Here is a 15,751-nt window from a genome sequence, read left to right on the forward strand (position 1 = left end):
GATTACTGCGGGTCGAGCCCCAGCACGTCATCCGATTCGGTTGGCTCCTCTTCAGGAGCGTCTTCGACCTCGGTGAGGGTGATGGTCGCACCAGTGGAATCGGCCAATAGGCACATGCGGCCAAAGGGCGAATCCCATGGTTCGCGGATGATCTCGCCGCCTAGTTCCACGGCCTTCTTCGCAGCGGCGTCGATATCGCGCACGCCCAAGTAGGTCTGCCAGAAGCTCGGCACCTGGGGCGGGAACTGGCCCTCGGCGTTCCACAGGCCAGCAAAGGGCGCACCGTCTTCTTCCGCGGTGGCGTAAATGAAGTTCTCATCCTCGGACTGCATGGCGCGAATTTCCCAGTTGAATAGCTCGCCATAAAAATCCATTGCGCGCTGAAAACCCGAGGTTGCGGTGAGCTCGTGCCATACCGGGGTGCCGGGTTCGCCGGCGGCGACGAAGTGCTCTGGGCCGGCGGGCTGGATGAGGCCGAACATGCCACCGGCGGCGTCGGCAAGCAAAGCCATGTGCCCTAGCTGCACTTGCTGCGGCTCCACCAGGATGCGTCCGCCTAGGCTCTCGGCGCGCTGGCAATCACCAGCGATGTCCTTGGAGAGGAAGTAGGTCACCCAAGTATCCGGCATGGGTGCCTCTTCCGGTTGCGGGATAAGCCCGGCGATGGGCAGGCCCTGTAAGCGCGCCATCTGATAGGGCTTTTCCTCCGCGGACTCGGCGGAAATCTCCCACCCCAGCATTTCCTCGTAGAAGTGCGCGGACTTGCGCGGATCCGAGGTGGTCAGGTCAATCCAGTAGGGCATGCCCACTTCAGCTTCGAATGCTGGCATCTACATATTCCTCCACTTTTCCGGATCAAAGTCATCGTCAGCCGTGGCTTCATCAAAGTAATCATCGTCTTCGTCCGGCTCGCCCACCCGTGCGCAAGCATCCTCGATGCACACTTCGTCGCCTGGGTGGAGCGTTGCACCCCGGCGCGTCTCGGGCTCGCCATTGACCGTAACCACGCCTTCCGCGATGAGTTCCTTGGCCTCGCCGCCGGTAGCCACCAAGCTGGCCAGCTTGATGAACTGTCCCAATTTGATGGAGTCGCCGTTGATAGGAATGTCTAGCATGCCGCCCAGCTTACCCAGCCCGCGCGTTGCGCTGACTACGGGTGGGCAATATGGAAGAAATCCAGCACCGTATCGGTGGTCCATTCTGCCTTAACTAAGCCGGAATGGTCCGTGGCCCCACCGTTCCACGTGTGCGTGCCGCCGTGGATGGTGTACTGCTCGGTGCGTGCATCACATACCCGCCAGGTAAAGTGCTCCACTGCTTCTTTCCGACGCCTCTTTGGAAACGGATTGCACCCATTCTCTTTCGCAATCCCGCGTAGTGATTTTTTGACCGAGTGGTAGTGCGCACCGTGCTGGCGCCCACCGCCATATTTCATCAGCACATCCTCGGTGCCGTGGATATCTAGGTAATCGGTGGGTTCGCTGGCGCAGTCTTTTTCCACGCGGTCATATTTTGCCGCCGAGACCGTGGCCACCGCATCGAATAGGCCCGGCCGCTTGCACGTCACCGCGCGGGCGAATCCACCACCATTGGAAAAGCCCACGCCATAGGTGGTGTCCGTGGCGGGATAGTGGCGGCGGACGAAATCGATCGTGTCATCCACGTATTTGAGATCTTCTTCCAAACTGGTCACCGCATAGGGTGCCGGTGCCCACGCCTTGCCCGCACCTTGAACAAAGACGGTAATGGCATCGCCTTGGGAAAGGTCGGTGCCTTTAAACATATTTCCGGCGTCCATCTCATAGCCGTGCATCGCCATGACCACGGGCAGGCGGTGGTGCTTATCCGCATTAAACGGCACATGCACCACAAAACTGCGATGATTTTGTAGGTTAATGATCTGGTAGCGGCCATTGGCCGTTGTGCCCTGGTCCGGCAGCGTGGTGATATAGCCATCGGCCGCACCTTGCGATTCATTTGGCACGCTGCCCGGCTGCGGCGGTTCTTCCTCGCACCCCGCCATGAGTCCGGCGGCCGCGCATAACCCAGCGCACAGGGCCAGTGTTTTCTTGCCTACCTTAATCACGAGCGCGCAGCTTCACCGCCGTGCCGGTAGCCGTAACCATCAGCATGTCATTCGACGTTCCCATGGGCGAATAATCAAAGGCGATGCCCACCACACCATCGGCCCCGAGCTCCTGCCCGCGCCGCCACAAGTCATCGAGTGCCGCTTCGCGTGCTTTGATGGCCTCGCTTTCGTACCCGGCGGAGCGCCCACCGGTGATATTGCGGATGGATGCCCCGAAATCCTTCAGCATATTAATTCCGATGACGGTTTCCCCGGCGATAATGCGGATATAGTCCGTAATCTCATAGCCATCAACGGTATTGGTAGTGGTAAAAATCATGGCCCCAGATTACATGGCTATAAGACCACGCACTCCCTCGAAAAGGATGATGACACCCAGCAAGAGGAAGACCACACCGCTGACAATATCCACCCAGGCGGAGTTCTTAGCCATCCACTTTGAGACCGCGCGGGTACTCAAAGCCACGCCCACAAACAGCACAAGGCTTTCCAGAATCAATACGGCCCCCACCATGAGATTGGCGCCGATGCCCATGCCGGGATCAATGAAATTGGCAAAGATGGCGCCAAAGAAGATGACCACCTTGGGGTTCGAAAGATCGCAGATAAATCCCATGCGATAGGCAGTGCCCGCCTTGATGATGCCGTCCGGTGTAAACCCGCGCGGCTGCGGGGCGCGGGTTTCGGTGCCCACGACGGTTGCGGGCGCGCGACGCTCCTTTATGCCACCGGTAATGGCGGTATAGGCCATCCACAGCAGGTAACAGCCACCGAGAACCTGCAGCACCACGAGGATCCCAGGGTGCGCAGAAATCAGCGCGGACAACCCTGCCAAGGAGGCCACGGTCCAAATGGTAAGGCCGGTGGTACTACCCAGCGCCGCCCATACGGCTGCGCGCGTAGAACGCGCACCTAAGCGAATGATTTGCACTACGTCTGGGCCCGGCGAGGCCATCGCCGCGAACCACACGCCCATCAGGGTCACGAGGGCGCTAATAGCCACCTAACACCTCCATACTCGCATGCCATTGGATCAACGCATGCCACTATAAGGACGCTCTCACCTGCAGCGAAACAGGTAAGTTCTGTGATTTAGGTAGCTCCTATATCAACTCTTTTATAGAAATCCGCCACCTGCACTAACCGAAGAGCTCGATGACGCCCTCCACCGCCATAACGAGTCCCAGCACCGCAAAGATAAGACCCGAAACGATATCGATGGCCGCGGAATGATGCGCAATCCAGCGCGATGCCGCGCGCACAATGAGAGCAAAGGTAGAAACCATGTCACAGACATCGCCAAGAGGATTACCGCCACTGCAACGGTCCACGTGAGCGACATATCGGGGCGAATAAACTGCGCGAAAACCGCGCCGAAGAACACGAGCGCTTTCGGATTGGATAGGTTCGTGACCACCCCGAGCTTATAGGCGAGCCAGCCAGTCAAGTCATTAATGCTGCCGGCCGCGATGGCCTGTTCCGTGTAAGTCTCGGTGCCCGCCACCACGGTAGGTACGCGGCGGACTTAAAACCGGAACGAATCGAAGACACGCTCATAGGGACAAAAGCCCCCCAATGAGTTGCAGCGCACCCAACACACTAGGCCGTGCAGTGATCACCGCGGAGAGCCAGCCAAAAATGCCGTGACCCAAAACACTGTGCCGCTGCACACCCCAACGCACACATCAACCCGGCGCCGGTCGACCGCGGGGCCACGCGGATGACTTGAACCAAGTCGAGTTCAAGTTCAACGTGTAGCTAGGCCCCGGGGTTACCCACGCAGAACTCGTTGTCTTCCGGGTCCTGCATGACGGTCCACACCAATCCCGGCGCTTCGTGGGTGGTGAGTTCGGTGGCGCCTAGGTCTTTGAGGCGTTCTATTAAAGTTTCGCGCTCCGCCCCGCCAACGTCGACGTGCATGCGGTTTTTCCCAGGTGTCGGCTCCTCAACGCGCTGAAATCCCAGCGCCGGGGTGGAATCAACCATCACGAAATCGCCGTAATCCGCGGCGATTTCGCAGGCGGTTGCGGCAGACCAAAACTTGGCGAGCTTTGAGGGATCGTGGCAGTCGAAGGTGATCTGGCGGATCGTGAAGTTGGGATCGCTCATGGTTTCCATGATGGGCGCGCGTCAGCGCGCCTGCAACAATGCGGGGTGTTTCTGGTGGGGGTATCAGACCAGTTCTCTCCGGCCATGTCAGCCCCATACGTCATAACGGAGGCATGACCGAGCTGGACCCCGAGTGGGCGATCAATGAGATAGACGCGTTCCTGCAAGTCACAGCGAAGGTAGTCCCCGACATGGGCCCGGGCATCGCCTACCTTGGAACCGTTATGAGTGGATCGCCGACTGAGGCTGCGGCACGCGCCCATGTCGTTGAAATGATCCTTGACCGAGTGCTTCCCGGGTGGAAACAAGGACTCCCAGTCCAGGACAAGGAGTATAGCTGGCTGAGGGGTCAAGCGGCCCGGGCCAAGACAGCGCTTGAACGTCGGTCTGAACTCGCTGAAAAGCTCGGAGAGAATACGCCAGACTTAGATGCAGCCAATCTGCATCCGTGGGCGTGGGAAAATGGCAAGGGTTACTGGAATCACGGACACTACCATCAAGCCGTGATGCAGGCTGCCATCCGCGTCAATGCAGAGACCCAAGCGAAACTGAACCGCCTAGACGTATCTGAAACAGCACTTTTCAACGAGGCGTTTTCACTCCATGATCCGAAGCGTAATGCGCCGCGCCTTCGGCTTATGGAAAATGATGGCAGTAAGACGTTTGAGAACCTGCATCGGGGCGCCCGCGCCTTTGCAGAGGGCTTGTACGCGGCTATCCGCAATCCCGGGATGCATGTTCCACACGACGGTGGTGAGGAGCAAGTCGCGTTGGAGCAGCTCGCGGCTTTCAGTCTATTGGCTCGCTGGGTTGATAAGGCTACCGTCCTGGAGGGGTGACAACATCGGTTTACGGGATAGCAGTTCGCTTGAGCGAAGGATGTGGGGAGCACGAACGCCTGTAATGGAGGTGCCGGGTGCTCAGTCAGCAAGGCCGTCCAGGACCATCGCCGTAATTTTGTGCAAGGTTAACGCCAGCGACTGGGCTGGGTCCAAGAATGAATCTCGCACACGTTAAGCTGCGCCGACACTCTGTGGAGTTCAAATTAAACGTGTAACGCGGGGCGTTGATGGCGCTTCGCGTTATTGGGGGGGTAGGTTGAAGCGCGGTCTGTTCGTTCGCCGACGCGGCCGCCGCCAGATGCTCGGCGGCGATTCCGGCCCGAACCTCGGGGACATCCCCCCATCTTCGATAGCTTTAGTGAGCACGACCACGACCATCTGATCTGGTGCGCTGGTTTTCGTTCGGCTCTCGGTCTATTCCGCCACCTCATGCGCGGCCGCGAAACCGCGGTGAAGAATCTGCATCTAGTCGGTTACGGCAACTGGAACGGCGAGGGCTCGGCAATGCTGATGAGGGTGGGGTCCTTTATCAAACACACTGCCCAGGTAGTCACGGGCTGTGTCGATGAGACTCGGCAGCACTCCGAATGGATGTCCGCGGTATCAAGGCCGCTGAACTATTCAAGTTGCGGGACGAAAAGAGTCTCGCAGTGACGCTTGGTCCCTGAGCAAGTTCGATCCTTCCACGATCTGCGCTGGAGACGCCGAGCGCTCGGGGGCCCTTGACCGGCTGGGGCACGTGCCGGGTGGTGGCTCGCCCACAGCCCCCATGCCCACACGCACCGAGAAGGGACAGGTCACCGAGTACGATCCCGATTCCACGGAGACGGACCGTGAACTCGAATGACGTGCCTGGCCCAAGGTGTGTCCGCTCGGCGTGTGGTTTAACCCTTATGAGACTTGCCGGTCACAGCCTCAGCGCTTCGCTTGCGCAGCCCGCAGGCCGTTCAAGATCACGATCACTTCGGCGACCTCGTGAACCAGCACGACGGCAGCCAGGCCCAGCACGCCGCTGATCGCCAGTGGCATCAACACGATGATGATGGCCAGAGACAGCACGATGTTCTGGTTGATGATCCTGCTTCCTCGGCGGGCGTGCTGCAGCGCCTTCGGGATTAGCCGGAGGTCGTGGCCGGTGAAGGCGACGTCAGCGGACTCGATCGCGGCGTCAGAGCCGGTCGCTCCCATCGCTATGCCCACCGTCGCGCCCGCCAGTGCCGGCGCGTCATTGATGCCGTCGCCGATCATCGCCGTCGGCGTCTTGGAGGAGAAATCGGCGACGATGCTTGCCTTGTCCTCAGGGCGCAGCTCGGCGCGCACGTCGTCGATTCCGGCGATTCCAGCCAGCGCCCGGGCGGTGCGAGTATTGTCGCCGGTGAGCATGCTTACTTCCACGTCGTTGGCGTGCAGGGCCTGCACGGCTTCGGGCACCTCGGGCCGCAACTCGTCACGGACCCCGATCGCCCCGGCGAGAGCGTCATCGACGGTGACCAGGACGCAGGTCTGGCCCTCGGACTCCATGCGCTCAACGTCTGCTTTCAGTGGTCCGGCGTCGATCCATCGGGGGCTGCCCACCAGCACCCGTCGGCCTTCGACGGTGCCGCCGATGCCATGCCCAGCTTCCTCGCTGATGTCCGAGGCGGTGGGCGCTTCGGGCCCCGCTGCCGCGATCGCCGCAGCGAGGGGGTGTGTCGATTGCTGCTCAACTGCTGCCGCGAAGGAAAGCACCTGCGTCCGATCGAATCCGTCTGCCGGGACCACTCCGGTAACCTCAGGCTGGTTGCGGGTAAGGGTTCCGGTTTTGTCCACTGCCAGGTGACGGATACTGCCGAGTCGCTCGAACGCCGCGCCGGACTTGATGACCACTCCGAACTGGCTGGCCGCGCCGATCGCGGCCACGACCGTCAGCGGCACGGAGATTGCCAGCGCGCACGGCGACGCTGCGACCAGGACTACCAGCGCACGGGTGATCCACGTCTCAGGGTCGCCCAGCAGCGAGCCGATAACGCCGACCAGCACCGCCAGGATCATCACCCCGGGCACTAGGGGTTGGGCAATCCGGTCGGCGATCCGGGCGCGGTCGCCCTTTTCCGCCTGCGCTTGCTCGACTAGGTCCACGAGTGTGGTCAGCGAGTTGTCCGTCCCAGCTGCGGTCGTCTCGACCTCCAGCACCCCGGCGGAGTTGATCGCTCCCGCAGGCACTTCGTCGCCGGGCGCAACCTCCTCCGGAATGGATTCTCCGGTGATCGCTGAGGTGTCAAGGCTGGAGCGCCCGGATCGAATGATGCCGTCCGTGGCGATCCGCTCCCCGGGGCGCACGAGCATTAGCTCGCCAACCTCGAGGTCCTTCGCTGCGACCTCGGCCGCTGTGCCGTCGCGCAGCACCGTCGCGGTCTGCGGTACCAGCTTCAACAGTGCCCGCAGTCCGCCTTGAGCCCGGTCCATCGCCTTGTCTTCCAGTGCCTCGGCGATCGAGTACAGGAATGCTAGCGCCGCGGCCTCTCCGACGAATCCGAGGATCACCGCGCCGACCGCGCTGATCGTCATTAGCAAGCCAATGCCGAGCTTGCGCTTCGTGACAAGGTTCCGGATCGCTCCAGGCGCGAACGTGTAAGCGCCCAACAGCAGGCCAACCCAATACAGTACCGTCGCGGGCGTCTCCAAGTCGGACCAGTCCAGCGCCAGTCCTGTTATGAGGGCTACCCCGGAGAAGATCGGCAGCAGTAGCTCAGGGTCCTTCCACCATGGCCGATCGAGCTCGTCAATCTCCGTGACGGGTTCGTGTTCGCATCCACATGCTGAACTCATGCGTCCGTTCCTTTCTCGCCGCAGTCGGGCACCGAGCACTCAGTGTCGATGCAGGGGGCATTCTCGTCGACGGCCAGCGTCGCGTGGACCAGCGCTTCGAGCGCTGCCGCGAGGTGGGGATCGGCGATTTCGTAGCGGGTCTTGCGGCCCTCCGGCTCAGCGACGACAATGCCACAATCGCGCAGGCAGGACAGGTGGTTCGAGACGTTCGAGCGGGTCAGATCCAAGCTTTGCGCGAGCACGGCCGGGTAGCTCGGACCGTCTAGTAGGGTTAGCAGGATTCGGGAGCGCGTCGGATCAGCCATGGCCCGGCCGAGCCGGTTCATGACGTCGAGGCGCGAAGCAATAGTCAGCATGCGCTGAATTATACAGTATGCGATGAACTATTTAAAATGGGCTGAACTAACAGTCACGCGAAAGTCCTGCCACCTGCAAGAATTAGTCGATGGGATAGCCGATGACTGGTCCTTCGCGGTTCGGCTGCCAACCCAACGCGGGGGCGACGTGGGCGGCGAAGTTCTCCAGAATCTTCACGTGGATGTCCACACCCACCCCTGTGGGGATGGTGATGAACAGGGTGTCGGCGGACATGACGGCGGCGTAGGTGCGGCCAGCGACACCGACACCAGGTTCTCCATCAAGGGCTAGACACTCACGGACATTACGTACGGGTCAAACCACACGTAGCGAAGCTTTCTAATATCCAAATGACTATCTCTTTTCGCTAGTATCCGGGAATGATACTTCCTTGAAGTCGGCAGTGTTGTCTACCCCGCATACGAAGTACTGGAACTGCTGCTTGGAAACCACTTTGGTCTACGAAGCCATAGCCCTTCAAGCTACATCGCAGGAAAATTCCATTTCACGGTCGGTATAGGCCTTTTGCAGTTGGTTAATTCGAAATTCGTCCACCATCTCCTTAGCCACCCGCACGATTAACGCGGTGTTTCGCCATCTTCGCGCGACGAGAGCAGCTCCTTTAGGTGCTTATCTATGTCGTCGAGTTTTTTAATAACGGCCAAGGCAGCAATGACCATCGCGATAAGAATTAGCATCCACAGGCTCCTTTTCTCTGACGCTTCGATTCACTGGGGCAATCGCTTGCCAGGGTATTAAACCATGGCTCTTACCTAGACGTTAGGGAGACGGTGGGAACACGGGGACGTCGGCAAGCAAAAGCGCCGCGCCCCAAGGAAGGGAAACGCGGCGCTAGAGCAATCCGGTAGGAGGTTGCTTAGTGGTCAGCGCCCTGGATGGAGTGCTTGTGATCGCGGACTGCTTCGCCCTCAGCGTAGAGCGGCATATCGTGCTTAGCCTTGTACCACTCGGCGTAGTTTGGCTCCAGCGGGGTGCGGCCGGCGATGAGGTCGGCGGCCTTCTCGCCCACCATCATGGTTGGGGAGTAGATATTGCCGTTGGTCACGGATGGGAAGACGGAGGCATCCGCAATGTAGAGGCCCTCAACGCCCCATACACCCATGGTGTCCGGATTAACGACGGCCATCGGATCGGACTCCGCGCCCATCTTGGCGGTGCAGGATGGGTGCAGCGCGGTCTCGCCATCGTTGCGGACCCACTCCAGTATTTCCTCGTCGGTCTGGACATCCGGGCCCGGGCTGAACTCGCGGGCGCCTACCTCTTCCATAGCCTTGGTATCCAGCAGGGAGCGGGCAACGCGTACGGCCTCAACCCACTCGCGGCGGTCCTGGTCGGTCTTCAGGTAGTTGAAGAGGATGGACGGCTTGTCGTGGATATCGGCGCTCTTGATGTGAACGTGCCCCTTGGTATCGGAGAACATCGGGCCGACGTGCCACTGGAAGCCGTGCTTGACGTCCGCCTTCTGGCCGTCATAGCGCACAGCCATCGGCAGGAAGTGGAACATGAGGTTCGGGTAGTCCTCATTGTCATTGGAGCGCACAAAGCCGCCGCCCTCAAAGTGGGAGGTAGCAACCGGGCCCTTGTGGGTGAGCAGCCACTGCAGACCCATGAACGGCCAGCGCCACTTATCCAGGTAAGGCTGGGAAGAAGCAGTGGACTTGGTGGTCTCGTACTGAATGTAAACCTCGAGGTGGTCCTGCAGGTTCTCGCCCACACCTGGCAGGTGCTTGACGACGTCGATGCCGTGCTTCTCCAGAATCTCGCGGTCACCAATGCCGGAGATTTCCAGCAGCTGCGGGGTGTTAATGGCACCGGCGGACAGCACGATCTTCTCGGCATAGACGCGGTGAACGCCGCCCTGCCACTCGTACTCGACGCCGACGGCCTTCTGGCCCTCGAAGAGGATCTTGGTGGTAAATGCGCGGGTACGGATCTCGAGGTTCTCGCGATCCATATTGGGATAGAGGTAGGCACGGGCAGCGGACCAGCGCTTGCCGTTCTTAATATTGCGGTCGAACGGAGCGAAGCCTTCCTGGCGGTAACCATTGACGTCATTGGTCAGGTTGTAGCCGGCTTCCTGCACAGACTTGAACAGGGCCTGGAAGAGCTCGGAGGTAGCCGGACCGCGGGAGAGGTACAGCGGGCCATCGTGGCCACGGCGCGGGTCATTCGGCTCAGCTGCAGCGGCGGTTTCCATGCGGTTGAAGTACGGCAGGCAGTGGGCGAAGTCCCAGTTCTCCATGCCCGGGTTCTGGCCCCACTTCTCGTAGTCCATCGGGTTACCGCGCTGGTAGATCATGCCGTTGATGGAGGAAGATCCGCCAAGGACCTTGCCGCGAGCATGGTAGACACGGCGGCCGTTCATCTCTGGCTCTGGATCGGACTCATACATCCAGTCATAGTTCTTTGCGCCGATTGGGAAAGAGAAGCCGGATGGCATGTGAATGAACAGATCCCACAGGGAATCTGGGCGGCCAGCCTCAAGGCCCAGCACGCGGGTGTTCTTGTCTTCGGTCAGGCGTGCGGCGATGACGGAGCCTGCGGAGCCACCACCAACGACGACTACGTCGCTTACTTCATCGGTGACCTTTTTAGCGGAACGCTTCTTGGTCAGCTTGTCCATAAAACCCATAAATCCCCTTCTTTCTGTGAAATATTTCACACGTCAAGATTGCCCCACCGGAAGTGAAAATATTGTAATTTATACAAAAGTCTGTAATTATTCACATCGCCTTATGTGCGGGCACCGCCTCCAGAGTACACATCCCGCTAGAAGTTTGCCCATCTTAATGTATATTTACCTTGTCCGGATGGATTTCTCTGGAGATGAAATCCGCAGTCTTTGCGCATAGTTCGCCCGAATATGATTCATTTCACTCACCTATCTCTCCCTGCGATCTTGTGAGCATTTTGGGGCACTCGTGCGAAAGATTCGGCCCAAAACAACCAGCAATAGGAGAAGTAGATGGCTAACTTTGATCCTCACAATCCTGAGGAGTCTCTCACTTCACATAAAGACCCCCAAGAAGGGGGTAAAAACACCTCTCTCGCAACCCCCTCTGGAGAGCCCAAGAAGCGCAGCCCGCGCTACCAAGTCCGCGCCCTCGTCGGCAGCTACAAGGCCGAAACCGGCGATGCCGTAGGCGCGGATCAGGTCCCTGCTCCCAAGACAAACTGGCCGGTATTTATCATCTCTGGCGTCCTCATTATTGCCATGGCGCTCTATGCCGGGCTCGGCCGCGATTCCGCGGCAGAAACCCTCGCCAGTGTGACCGGCTGGATCGGCCACAACCTTGGCTGGTTCTACGTTCTCACCGCCACCATCGCCGTGGTCTTCGTGCTCTATATTGCCTTTTCCAATGCCGGCAATATCCGCCTAGGACCGGACCACTCGCGGCCGAAATTTAATACCTTCTCCTGGGCGTCCATGCTCTTTGCCGCTGGCATCGGCGTGGACCTCATGTTCTTCGCCGTGGCCGAGCCGGTCACCATGTACATGCAGCCACCGGTCGGTGACGGCGAAACCATGGAGGCCGCCAAGGAAGCCGTGGTCTATGCCATGTTCCACTATGGCCTCACCGGCTGGGCGCTTTATGCACTTATGGGCATGGCCTTTGGCTACTTTGCCTACCGCCTGAACATGCCGCTGGCTATCCGCTCCGCGCTCTACCCGCTCATCGGCAAGCGCGTTCACGGCCCTATCGGCTCCGCGGTGGACATCGCGGCGATGCTGGGCACCGTCTTCGGTGTGACCGCCTCCCTGGGCATCGGCGTGGTGCAGCTGTCCTATGGCTTCCACCTCATCTTCGGCATCGAGCAGGGCCTTGGCCTGCAGTCCGCCCTCATCATTATTGCGGTGGCCATTGCCACGCTGTCGGCCGTATCCGGCGTCGATAAGGGCATTCGCTTCCTCTCCGAGCTGAACGTCTATTTGGCCATCGCGCTGATGGTCTACGTCGTGGTCTTTGGCAAGACCGCCTACCTCTTCGATGCCATCGTGACCAATATCGGTGACTACGTCGCAAAATTCCCATCTTGGACCATGGAGACCTTCGCCTTTGCCGAAGACCAAGCCAACGTAGATACCTGGATGCAGTCCTGGACCCTCTTCTTCTGGGCATGGTGGATCGCCTGGGCGACCTTCGTCGGCCTCTTCCTGGCCCGCATCTCCCGCGGCCGCACCCTGCGCCAGTTCATCTTCGGCACCCTGACCTTCCCATTCCTGTTCATCCTGATGTGGATGTCCTTCTTTGGTAACACTGCCTTGGACATGGTCCGCTCCGGTGACTACCCCGAATTCGCCGAGAACGCTATTAACGTGCCAGAGCAAGGCTTCTACGACATGCTGCACGAGTTCCCAGGCTCTGGCATCGTCATCTTCTTGACCACCTTTATTGGCCTACTGCTCTATATCACCTCGGCCGACTCCGGCGCGCTGGTGATGTCCAACTTCACCTCTCGCATCACCGATAACCGCCAGGATGGCGCACGCTGGCTGCGCATCTTCTGGTCCGTGACCGTAGGCGCGCTGACCCTGGCACTGCTTCAGATCGATGGCATCGCCACCGTGCAGTCCGCCACCGTCGTGATGGGCCTGCCCTTCGCCTTCGTGGTCTACCTCATCATGTTCTCCCTGTGGAAGTCCCTGCGCCTAGAAAACGTGCAACGCGAGGCCCGCACCACCGCTATGCATGGTGTGATTTCCTCCCGTACTGAGCGCGATCCTTCGGATTCCAACCTGTGGAAGAACCGCCTCGACCGCGCCAATACCTTCCCCTCCAAGCAGGAGATGGATACCTACCTGCGCGATACCGCCACCTACGCCTTGGAGCAGGTTGCTACTCACATGCGTACCCGCGGCTACGACGCCATCTTGCTCACCAGCGAGCTTCCCGACGTCGAATTGCCCCAGCTCGACCTAGAAGTAAAGCTGCACAATGAGCGCATGTTCCGCTACCAGCTCTTCCCGGTCGCGGCCGAGCGCCCCGATTTCAGCGCGGGCGAGGGCGACGAGTACTACCGCCTCGAGGTCTACGATATGACCGGTTCGCTGGGCTATGACGTCTACGGCTATTCCGAGAACCAAATCATCAATAACGTGCTGGATCTTTATGAGCGCCACTTGGCCTTCCTTTACATGCAGCAGACCCAGCCGGGTGACTCCGACGTCTCCGATGGCGCCGAGCCCGAGCGCACCTGGCGCGAAGATAGCTAAGCTGGCCACTACAACTACCTCTATGAGAGAAAGGTTGCTTTTCACTTGAGCACCCAGAACACTTTGTTCGACCCCACCCAGACCGAGCTGCTGAAGGGCGTGCATGCCGATGGCGCCCCGAAGTCCCTGTTCATCAACGGTAAGTGGGAAGCCGCCCAGAGCGGCGAAACCCGCACCATCATCTGCCCGGCCGATGGTTCCACCGTCGGTCTAGTCTCCGAGGCATCCGACGAGGACACCGAGCGCGCCATCAAGGTTGCCCGTGAAACCTTCGATAACGGCGAGTGGGCCAATACCCCGTCCGCCGAGCGCGGCAAGCTCGTTATCCGCGTTGCCGATTTCATCCGTGAACACAAGGAGCTTTTCGCTCAGGCCGAGTCCGCTGATACCGGCAAGCGCTATGAGGAGTCTTTGGGCGATATGGATGATATCGCCAACGCCTTCGAGTACTTCGGCACCCTGGCCCAGCACCAGGCCGGTCGCGTAGTCGACCCGCAGGATCCCAACCTGCGCTCCCGCATCGATGCCGAGCCCGTCGGCGTCTGCGGCCTGATTACTCCGTGGAACTACCCGCTGCTGCAGGTCTCCTGGAAGGTCGGCCCGGCCCTGGCCGCCGGCAATACCTTCGTCCTCAAACAGGCGGAGCTCACCCCACACACCGCGATGCTGCTCATGGCCGCCCTCAAGGAGTGCGGCCTGCCGGACGGCGTAGGCAACCTCATCACCGGCGCTGGCGCTAACTGCGGCAACCCGCTCTCCCAGCACCCAGATGTAGACATGGTCTCCTTTACCGGTGGCCTGGTCACCGGCAAGATCATCGCCAAGAATGCGGCGGAGACCGTCAAGCGCACTGCGCTCGAGCTCGGCGGCAAGAACCCGAACGTCATCTTCGCCGATGCCGACTTCGACGTTGCCGTGGACAACGCCCTCAATGGCGCCTTCTTCCACTCCGGCCAGGTCTGCTCCGCAGGCTCCCGCATCGTCGTGGAAGAGTCCCTGCACGATAAGTTCGTCGACGCCCTGGTGGAGCGCGCCAATAAGATCAAGATCGGCGGCCCGACCGATGACAAGGCAGAGACCGGCCCGCTCATCTCCGCCGAGCACCGCGAGAAGGTCGCCGCCTACGTGGACAAGGCCCACGAACAGGGAGCCAAGATCCTCACCGGCGGCCGCGCCGCTACCAGCGAGGACTCCAATGGCCAGCACGGCACCGGCACCACCGACCTAGGCGCTGGTGTGTACTACCTGCCGACCATCATTGATGGAGCTACCCGCGAGATGGACTGTGTCCATGACGAGGCCTTCGGCCCTACCGTGACCATCGAGACCTTCACCACTGAGGAGGAGGCCATCGAGATCGCCAACGACACCGAGTACGGCCTGGCAGGCGCCGTCTACACTTCCGACGCCGGCCGCGCCGAGCGCGTCGCCCGCGCCCTTCGCCACGGCACCATCTGGATCAACGACTTCCACCCCTACCTGCCGCAGGCAGAGTGGGGCGGCTTCAAGCAGTCCGGCAACGGCCGCGAGCTTGGCCCCACCGGCTTGGCCGAGTACCAGGAACACAAGCACGTGTACCAGAACCTCTCCCCTGCCGCGTGGGATCAGTTTGGCCTGCAGTAACTAAACCGGCCACATAGCATTCAGCCCCCGCGCTCTTCGTGAGCAGCGGGGGCTGGATTTTTAAATGAGGCCAACATGCGGCCACGTTATCGTTCTCGTTCGCCTATTGCGGGGCCAGAACGTGGCCGCTGTGCGAACTGATTATGCGGAAACGGCATCTTCCAGCTCGGCCAGCAAGGAATTGGTGCGTTCCACCTTGGCATCTACAGGGCGGAATTCGCCTTCGATCCAGTCAGTAAAGAAACCGAAGTCGAGCTGATTGCGCAGCTGCGGCATGGAGAAGTTGACCACGACGGTGCGCCATGCTTCCACGCCGCGGATTGCGCCCGCTGGACCGTAACCGGCGAACGCAACCGGCTTACCGGTCCACTCCCCAGCCAAGCAGTCGAAGGCATTCTTGAATGGACCCGGCACGGAGCGGTTGTACTCCGGGGTAACAAATACGAAACCATCGCAGGCATCCACTGCATCAGACCACGCCTGCACCTTTTCATCCGCATACTGCTTATTGGCGGTGGCAGGAATGACGTCAGTGGTCAGCAGTGGAACATCAAACTCCTTGAGGTCCAGCAGGGTATACTCCACCCCATCCTGGCGCCCCTGGGCAAGATCATAAATCCACTCACCTACTACCTTGCCGGCCGAGTTATCGCGGGTAGTGCCGATGATGATGCCGATACGAGACAT

Annotated in this window: 16 protein-coding genes and 1 pseudogene; 3 read left to right on the forward strand and 14 right to left on the reverse strand. The window is 60.2% G+C overall.

What is annotated here, in order from left to right; genetic code table 11:
* Positions 1-2 precede the first annotated feature (2 nt).
* The 8 genes and pseudogenes from QP990_RS07230 to QP990_RS07265 form a co-directional block, all read right to left on the reverse strand.
* Positions 3-830: a VOC family protein gene (locus tag QP990_RS07230; RefSeq protein WP_284798792.1), complete on the reverse strand. Its 828-nt coding sequence runs from the start codon at positions 828-830 to the stop codon at positions 3-5.
* Positions 831-1,115: an RNA-binding S4 domain-containing protein gene (locus QP990_RS07235; RefSeq protein WP_023020323.1), complete on the reverse strand. Its 285-nt coding sequence runs from the start codon at positions 1,113-1,115 to the stop codon at positions 831-833.
* 35 nt (positions 1,116-1,150) lie between these two features.
* Entirely contained in the window at positions 1,151-2,086 is a 936-nt protein-coding gene (locus QP990_RS07240) for a PHB depolymerase family esterase (RefSeq protein WP_023020322.1), read from the reverse strand.
* Complete coding sequence (locus QP990_RS07245; RefSeq protein WP_023020321.1) at positions 2,079-2,408, reverse strand: YbjQ family protein; 330 nt, start codon at positions 2,406-2,408, stop codon at positions 2,079-2,081. The genes QP990_RS07240 and QP990_RS07245 overlap by 8 nt, the downstream gene beginning before the upstream one ends.
* Positions 2,409-2,417: 9 nt before the next feature.
* Entirely contained in the window at positions 2,418-3,092 is a 675-nt protein-coding gene (locus QP990_RS07250; protein WP_023020320.1) for a LysE family translocator, read from the reverse strand.
* Between the two features lie 136 nt (positions 3,093-3,228).
* Positions 3,229-3,375 carry a hypothetical protein gene (locus QP990_RS07255; protein WP_023020319.1) on the reverse strand — a complete coding sequence of 49 codons (147 nt, stop codon included), beginning with the start codon at positions 3,373-3,375 and terminating at the stop codon, positions 3,229-3,231.
* Positions 3,376-3,395: 20 nt separating this feature from the next.
* A pseudogene (locus QP990_RS12280) lies at positions 3,396-3,596 on the reverse strand (LysE family transporter); the annotation flags it as partial.
* A gap of 251 nt (positions 3,597-3,847) precedes the next feature.
* Positions 3,848-4,198 (reverse strand): VOC family protein, encoded by a 351-nt coding sequence (locus tag QP990_RS07265; protein ID WP_284798793.1) that lies wholly within the window; start codon positions 4,196-4,198, stop codon positions 3,848-3,850.
* 113 nt (positions 4,199-4,311) lie between these two features.
* Here QP990_RS07265 and QP990_RS07270 point away from each other — a divergent pair, with 113 nt between their 5' ends.
* Positions 4,312-5,037: a TIGR02391 family protein gene (locus QP990_RS07270; RefSeq protein ID WP_284798794.1), complete on the forward strand. Its 726-nt coding sequence runs from the start codon at positions 4,312-4,314 to the stop codon at positions 5,035-5,037.
* Between the two features lie 918 nt (positions 5,038-5,955).
* Here QP990_RS07270 and QP990_RS07275 read toward each other — a convergent pair.
* The 5 genes from QP990_RS07275 to betA all read right to left on the reverse strand — a co-directional run bounded on the left by QP990_RS07275 (position 5,956) and on the right by betA (position 10,858).
* Positions 5,956-7,848 carry a cation-translocating P-type ATPase gene (locus tag QP990_RS07275; RefSeq protein ID WP_200288406.1) on the reverse strand — a complete coding sequence of 631 codons (1,893 nt, stop codon included), beginning with the start codon at positions 7,846-7,848 and terminating at the stop codon, positions 5,956-5,958.
* On the reverse strand, positions 7,845-8,204 hold the full coding sequence (locus tag QP990_RS07280; RefSeq protein ID WP_150851294.1) for a helix-turn-helix transcriptional regulator: 360 nt from the start codon (positions 8,202-8,204) through the stop codon (positions 7,845-7,847). The genes QP990_RS07275 and QP990_RS07280 overlap by 4 nt, the downstream gene beginning before the upstream one ends.
* A gap of 82 nt (positions 8,205-8,286) precedes the next feature.
* A complete protein-coding gene (locus QP990_RS07285; RefSeq protein ID WP_200288407.1) occupies positions 8,287-8,439 on the reverse strand; it encodes an alkane 1-monooxygenase in 153 nt (50 codons plus the stop codon).
* 344 nt (positions 8,440-8,783) lie between these two features.
* Positions 8,784-8,903: a chemotaxis protein gene (locus QP990_RS07290; protein ID WP_200288408.1), complete on the reverse strand. Its 120-nt coding sequence runs from the start codon at positions 8,901-8,903 to the stop codon at positions 8,784-8,786.
* 179 nt (positions 8,904-9,082) lie between these two features.
* Positions 9,083-10,858 (reverse strand): choline dehydrogenase, encoded by a 1,776-nt coding sequence (gene betA / locus QP990_RS07295; protein WP_284798795.1) that lies wholly within the window; start codon positions 10,856-10,858, stop codon positions 9,083-9,085.
* A gap of 333 nt (positions 10,859-11,191) precedes the next feature.
* On the opposite strand from betA, the gene betT reads away from it, so the two are divergent.
* Positions 11,192-13,441, forward strand: coding sequence for a choline BCCT transporter BetT (gene betT / locus QP990_RS07300; protein WP_284798796.1), 2,250 nt, complete (start codon positions 11,192-11,194; stop codon positions 13,439-13,441).
* A gap of 45 nt (positions 13,442-13,486) precedes the next feature.
* On the forward strand, positions 13,487-15,064 hold the full coding sequence (locus QP990_RS07305; protein WP_200288411.1) for an aldehyde dehydrogenase family protein: 1,578 nt from the start codon (positions 13,487-13,489) through the stop codon (positions 15,062-15,064).
* Positions 15,065-15,205: 141 nt separating this feature from the next.
* Here the strand turns inward: QP990_RS07305 and QP990_RS07310 are convergent, their stop codons facing one another.
* On the reverse strand, positions 15,206-15,751 hold the full coding sequence (locus QP990_RS07310; protein WP_200288412.1) for an NADPH-dependent FMN reductase: 546 nt from the start codon (positions 15,749-15,751) through the stop codon (positions 15,206-15,208).

It is taken from the genome of Corynebacterium sp. MSK071, assembly GCF_030232125.1.
Taxonomy (GTDB): Bacteria; Actinomycetota; Actinomycetes; order Mycobacteriales; family Mycobacteriaceae; genus Corynebacterium; species Corynebacterium kefirresidentii.

Coding starts and splice junctions, on each gene's coding strand:
- QP990_RS07230 (WP_284798792.1), bottom strand. CDS start 830: ATGCCAGCATTCGAAGCTGAAGTGGGCATGCCCTACTGGATTGACCTG.
- QP990_RS07235 (WP_023020323.1), bottom strand. CDS start 1,115: ATGCTAGACATTCCTATCAACGGCGACTCCATCAAATTGGGACAGTTC.
- QP990_RS07245 (WP_023020321.1), bottom strand. CDS start 2,408: ATGATTTTTACCACTACCAATACCGTTGATGGCTATGAGATTACGGAC.
- QP990_RS07255 (WP_023020319.1), bottom strand. CDS start 3,375: ATGGTTTCTACCTTTGCTCTCATTGTGCGCGCGGCATCGCGCTGGATT.
- QP990_RS07265 (WP_284798793.1), bottom strand. CDS start 4,198: ATGAGCGATCCCAACTTCACGATCCGCCAGATCACCTTCGACTGCCAC.
- QP990_RS07270 (WP_284798794.1), top strand. CDS start 4,312: ATGACCGAGCTGGACCCCGAGTGGGCGATCAATGAGATAGACGCGTTC.
- QP990_RS07275 (WP_200288406.1), bottom strand. CDS start 7,848: ATGAGTTCAGCATGTGGATGCGAACACGAACCCGTCACGGAGATTGAC.
- QP990_RS07280 (WP_150851294.1), bottom strand. CDS start 8,204: ATGCTGACTATTGCTTCGCGCCTCGACGTCATGAACCGGCTCGGCCGG.
- QP990_RS07285 (WP_200288407.1), bottom strand. CDS start 8,439: ATGTCCGCCGACACCCTGTTCATCACCATCCCCACAGGGGTGGGTGTG.
- QP990_RS07290 (WP_200288408.1), bottom strand. CDS start 8,903: ATGCTAATTCTTATCGCGATGGTCATTGCTGCCTTGGCCGTTATTAAA.
- betA (WP_284798795.1), bottom strand. CDS start 10,858: ATGGGTTTTATGGACAAGCTGACCAAGAAGCGTTCCGCTAAAAAGGTC.
- betT (WP_284798796.1), top strand. CDS start 11,192: ATGGCTAACTTTGATCCTCACAATCCTGAGGAGTCTCTCACTTCACAT.
- QP990_RS07310 (WP_200288412.1), bottom strand. CDS start 15,751: ATGTCTCGTATCGGCATCATCATCGGCACTACCCGCGATAACTCGGCC.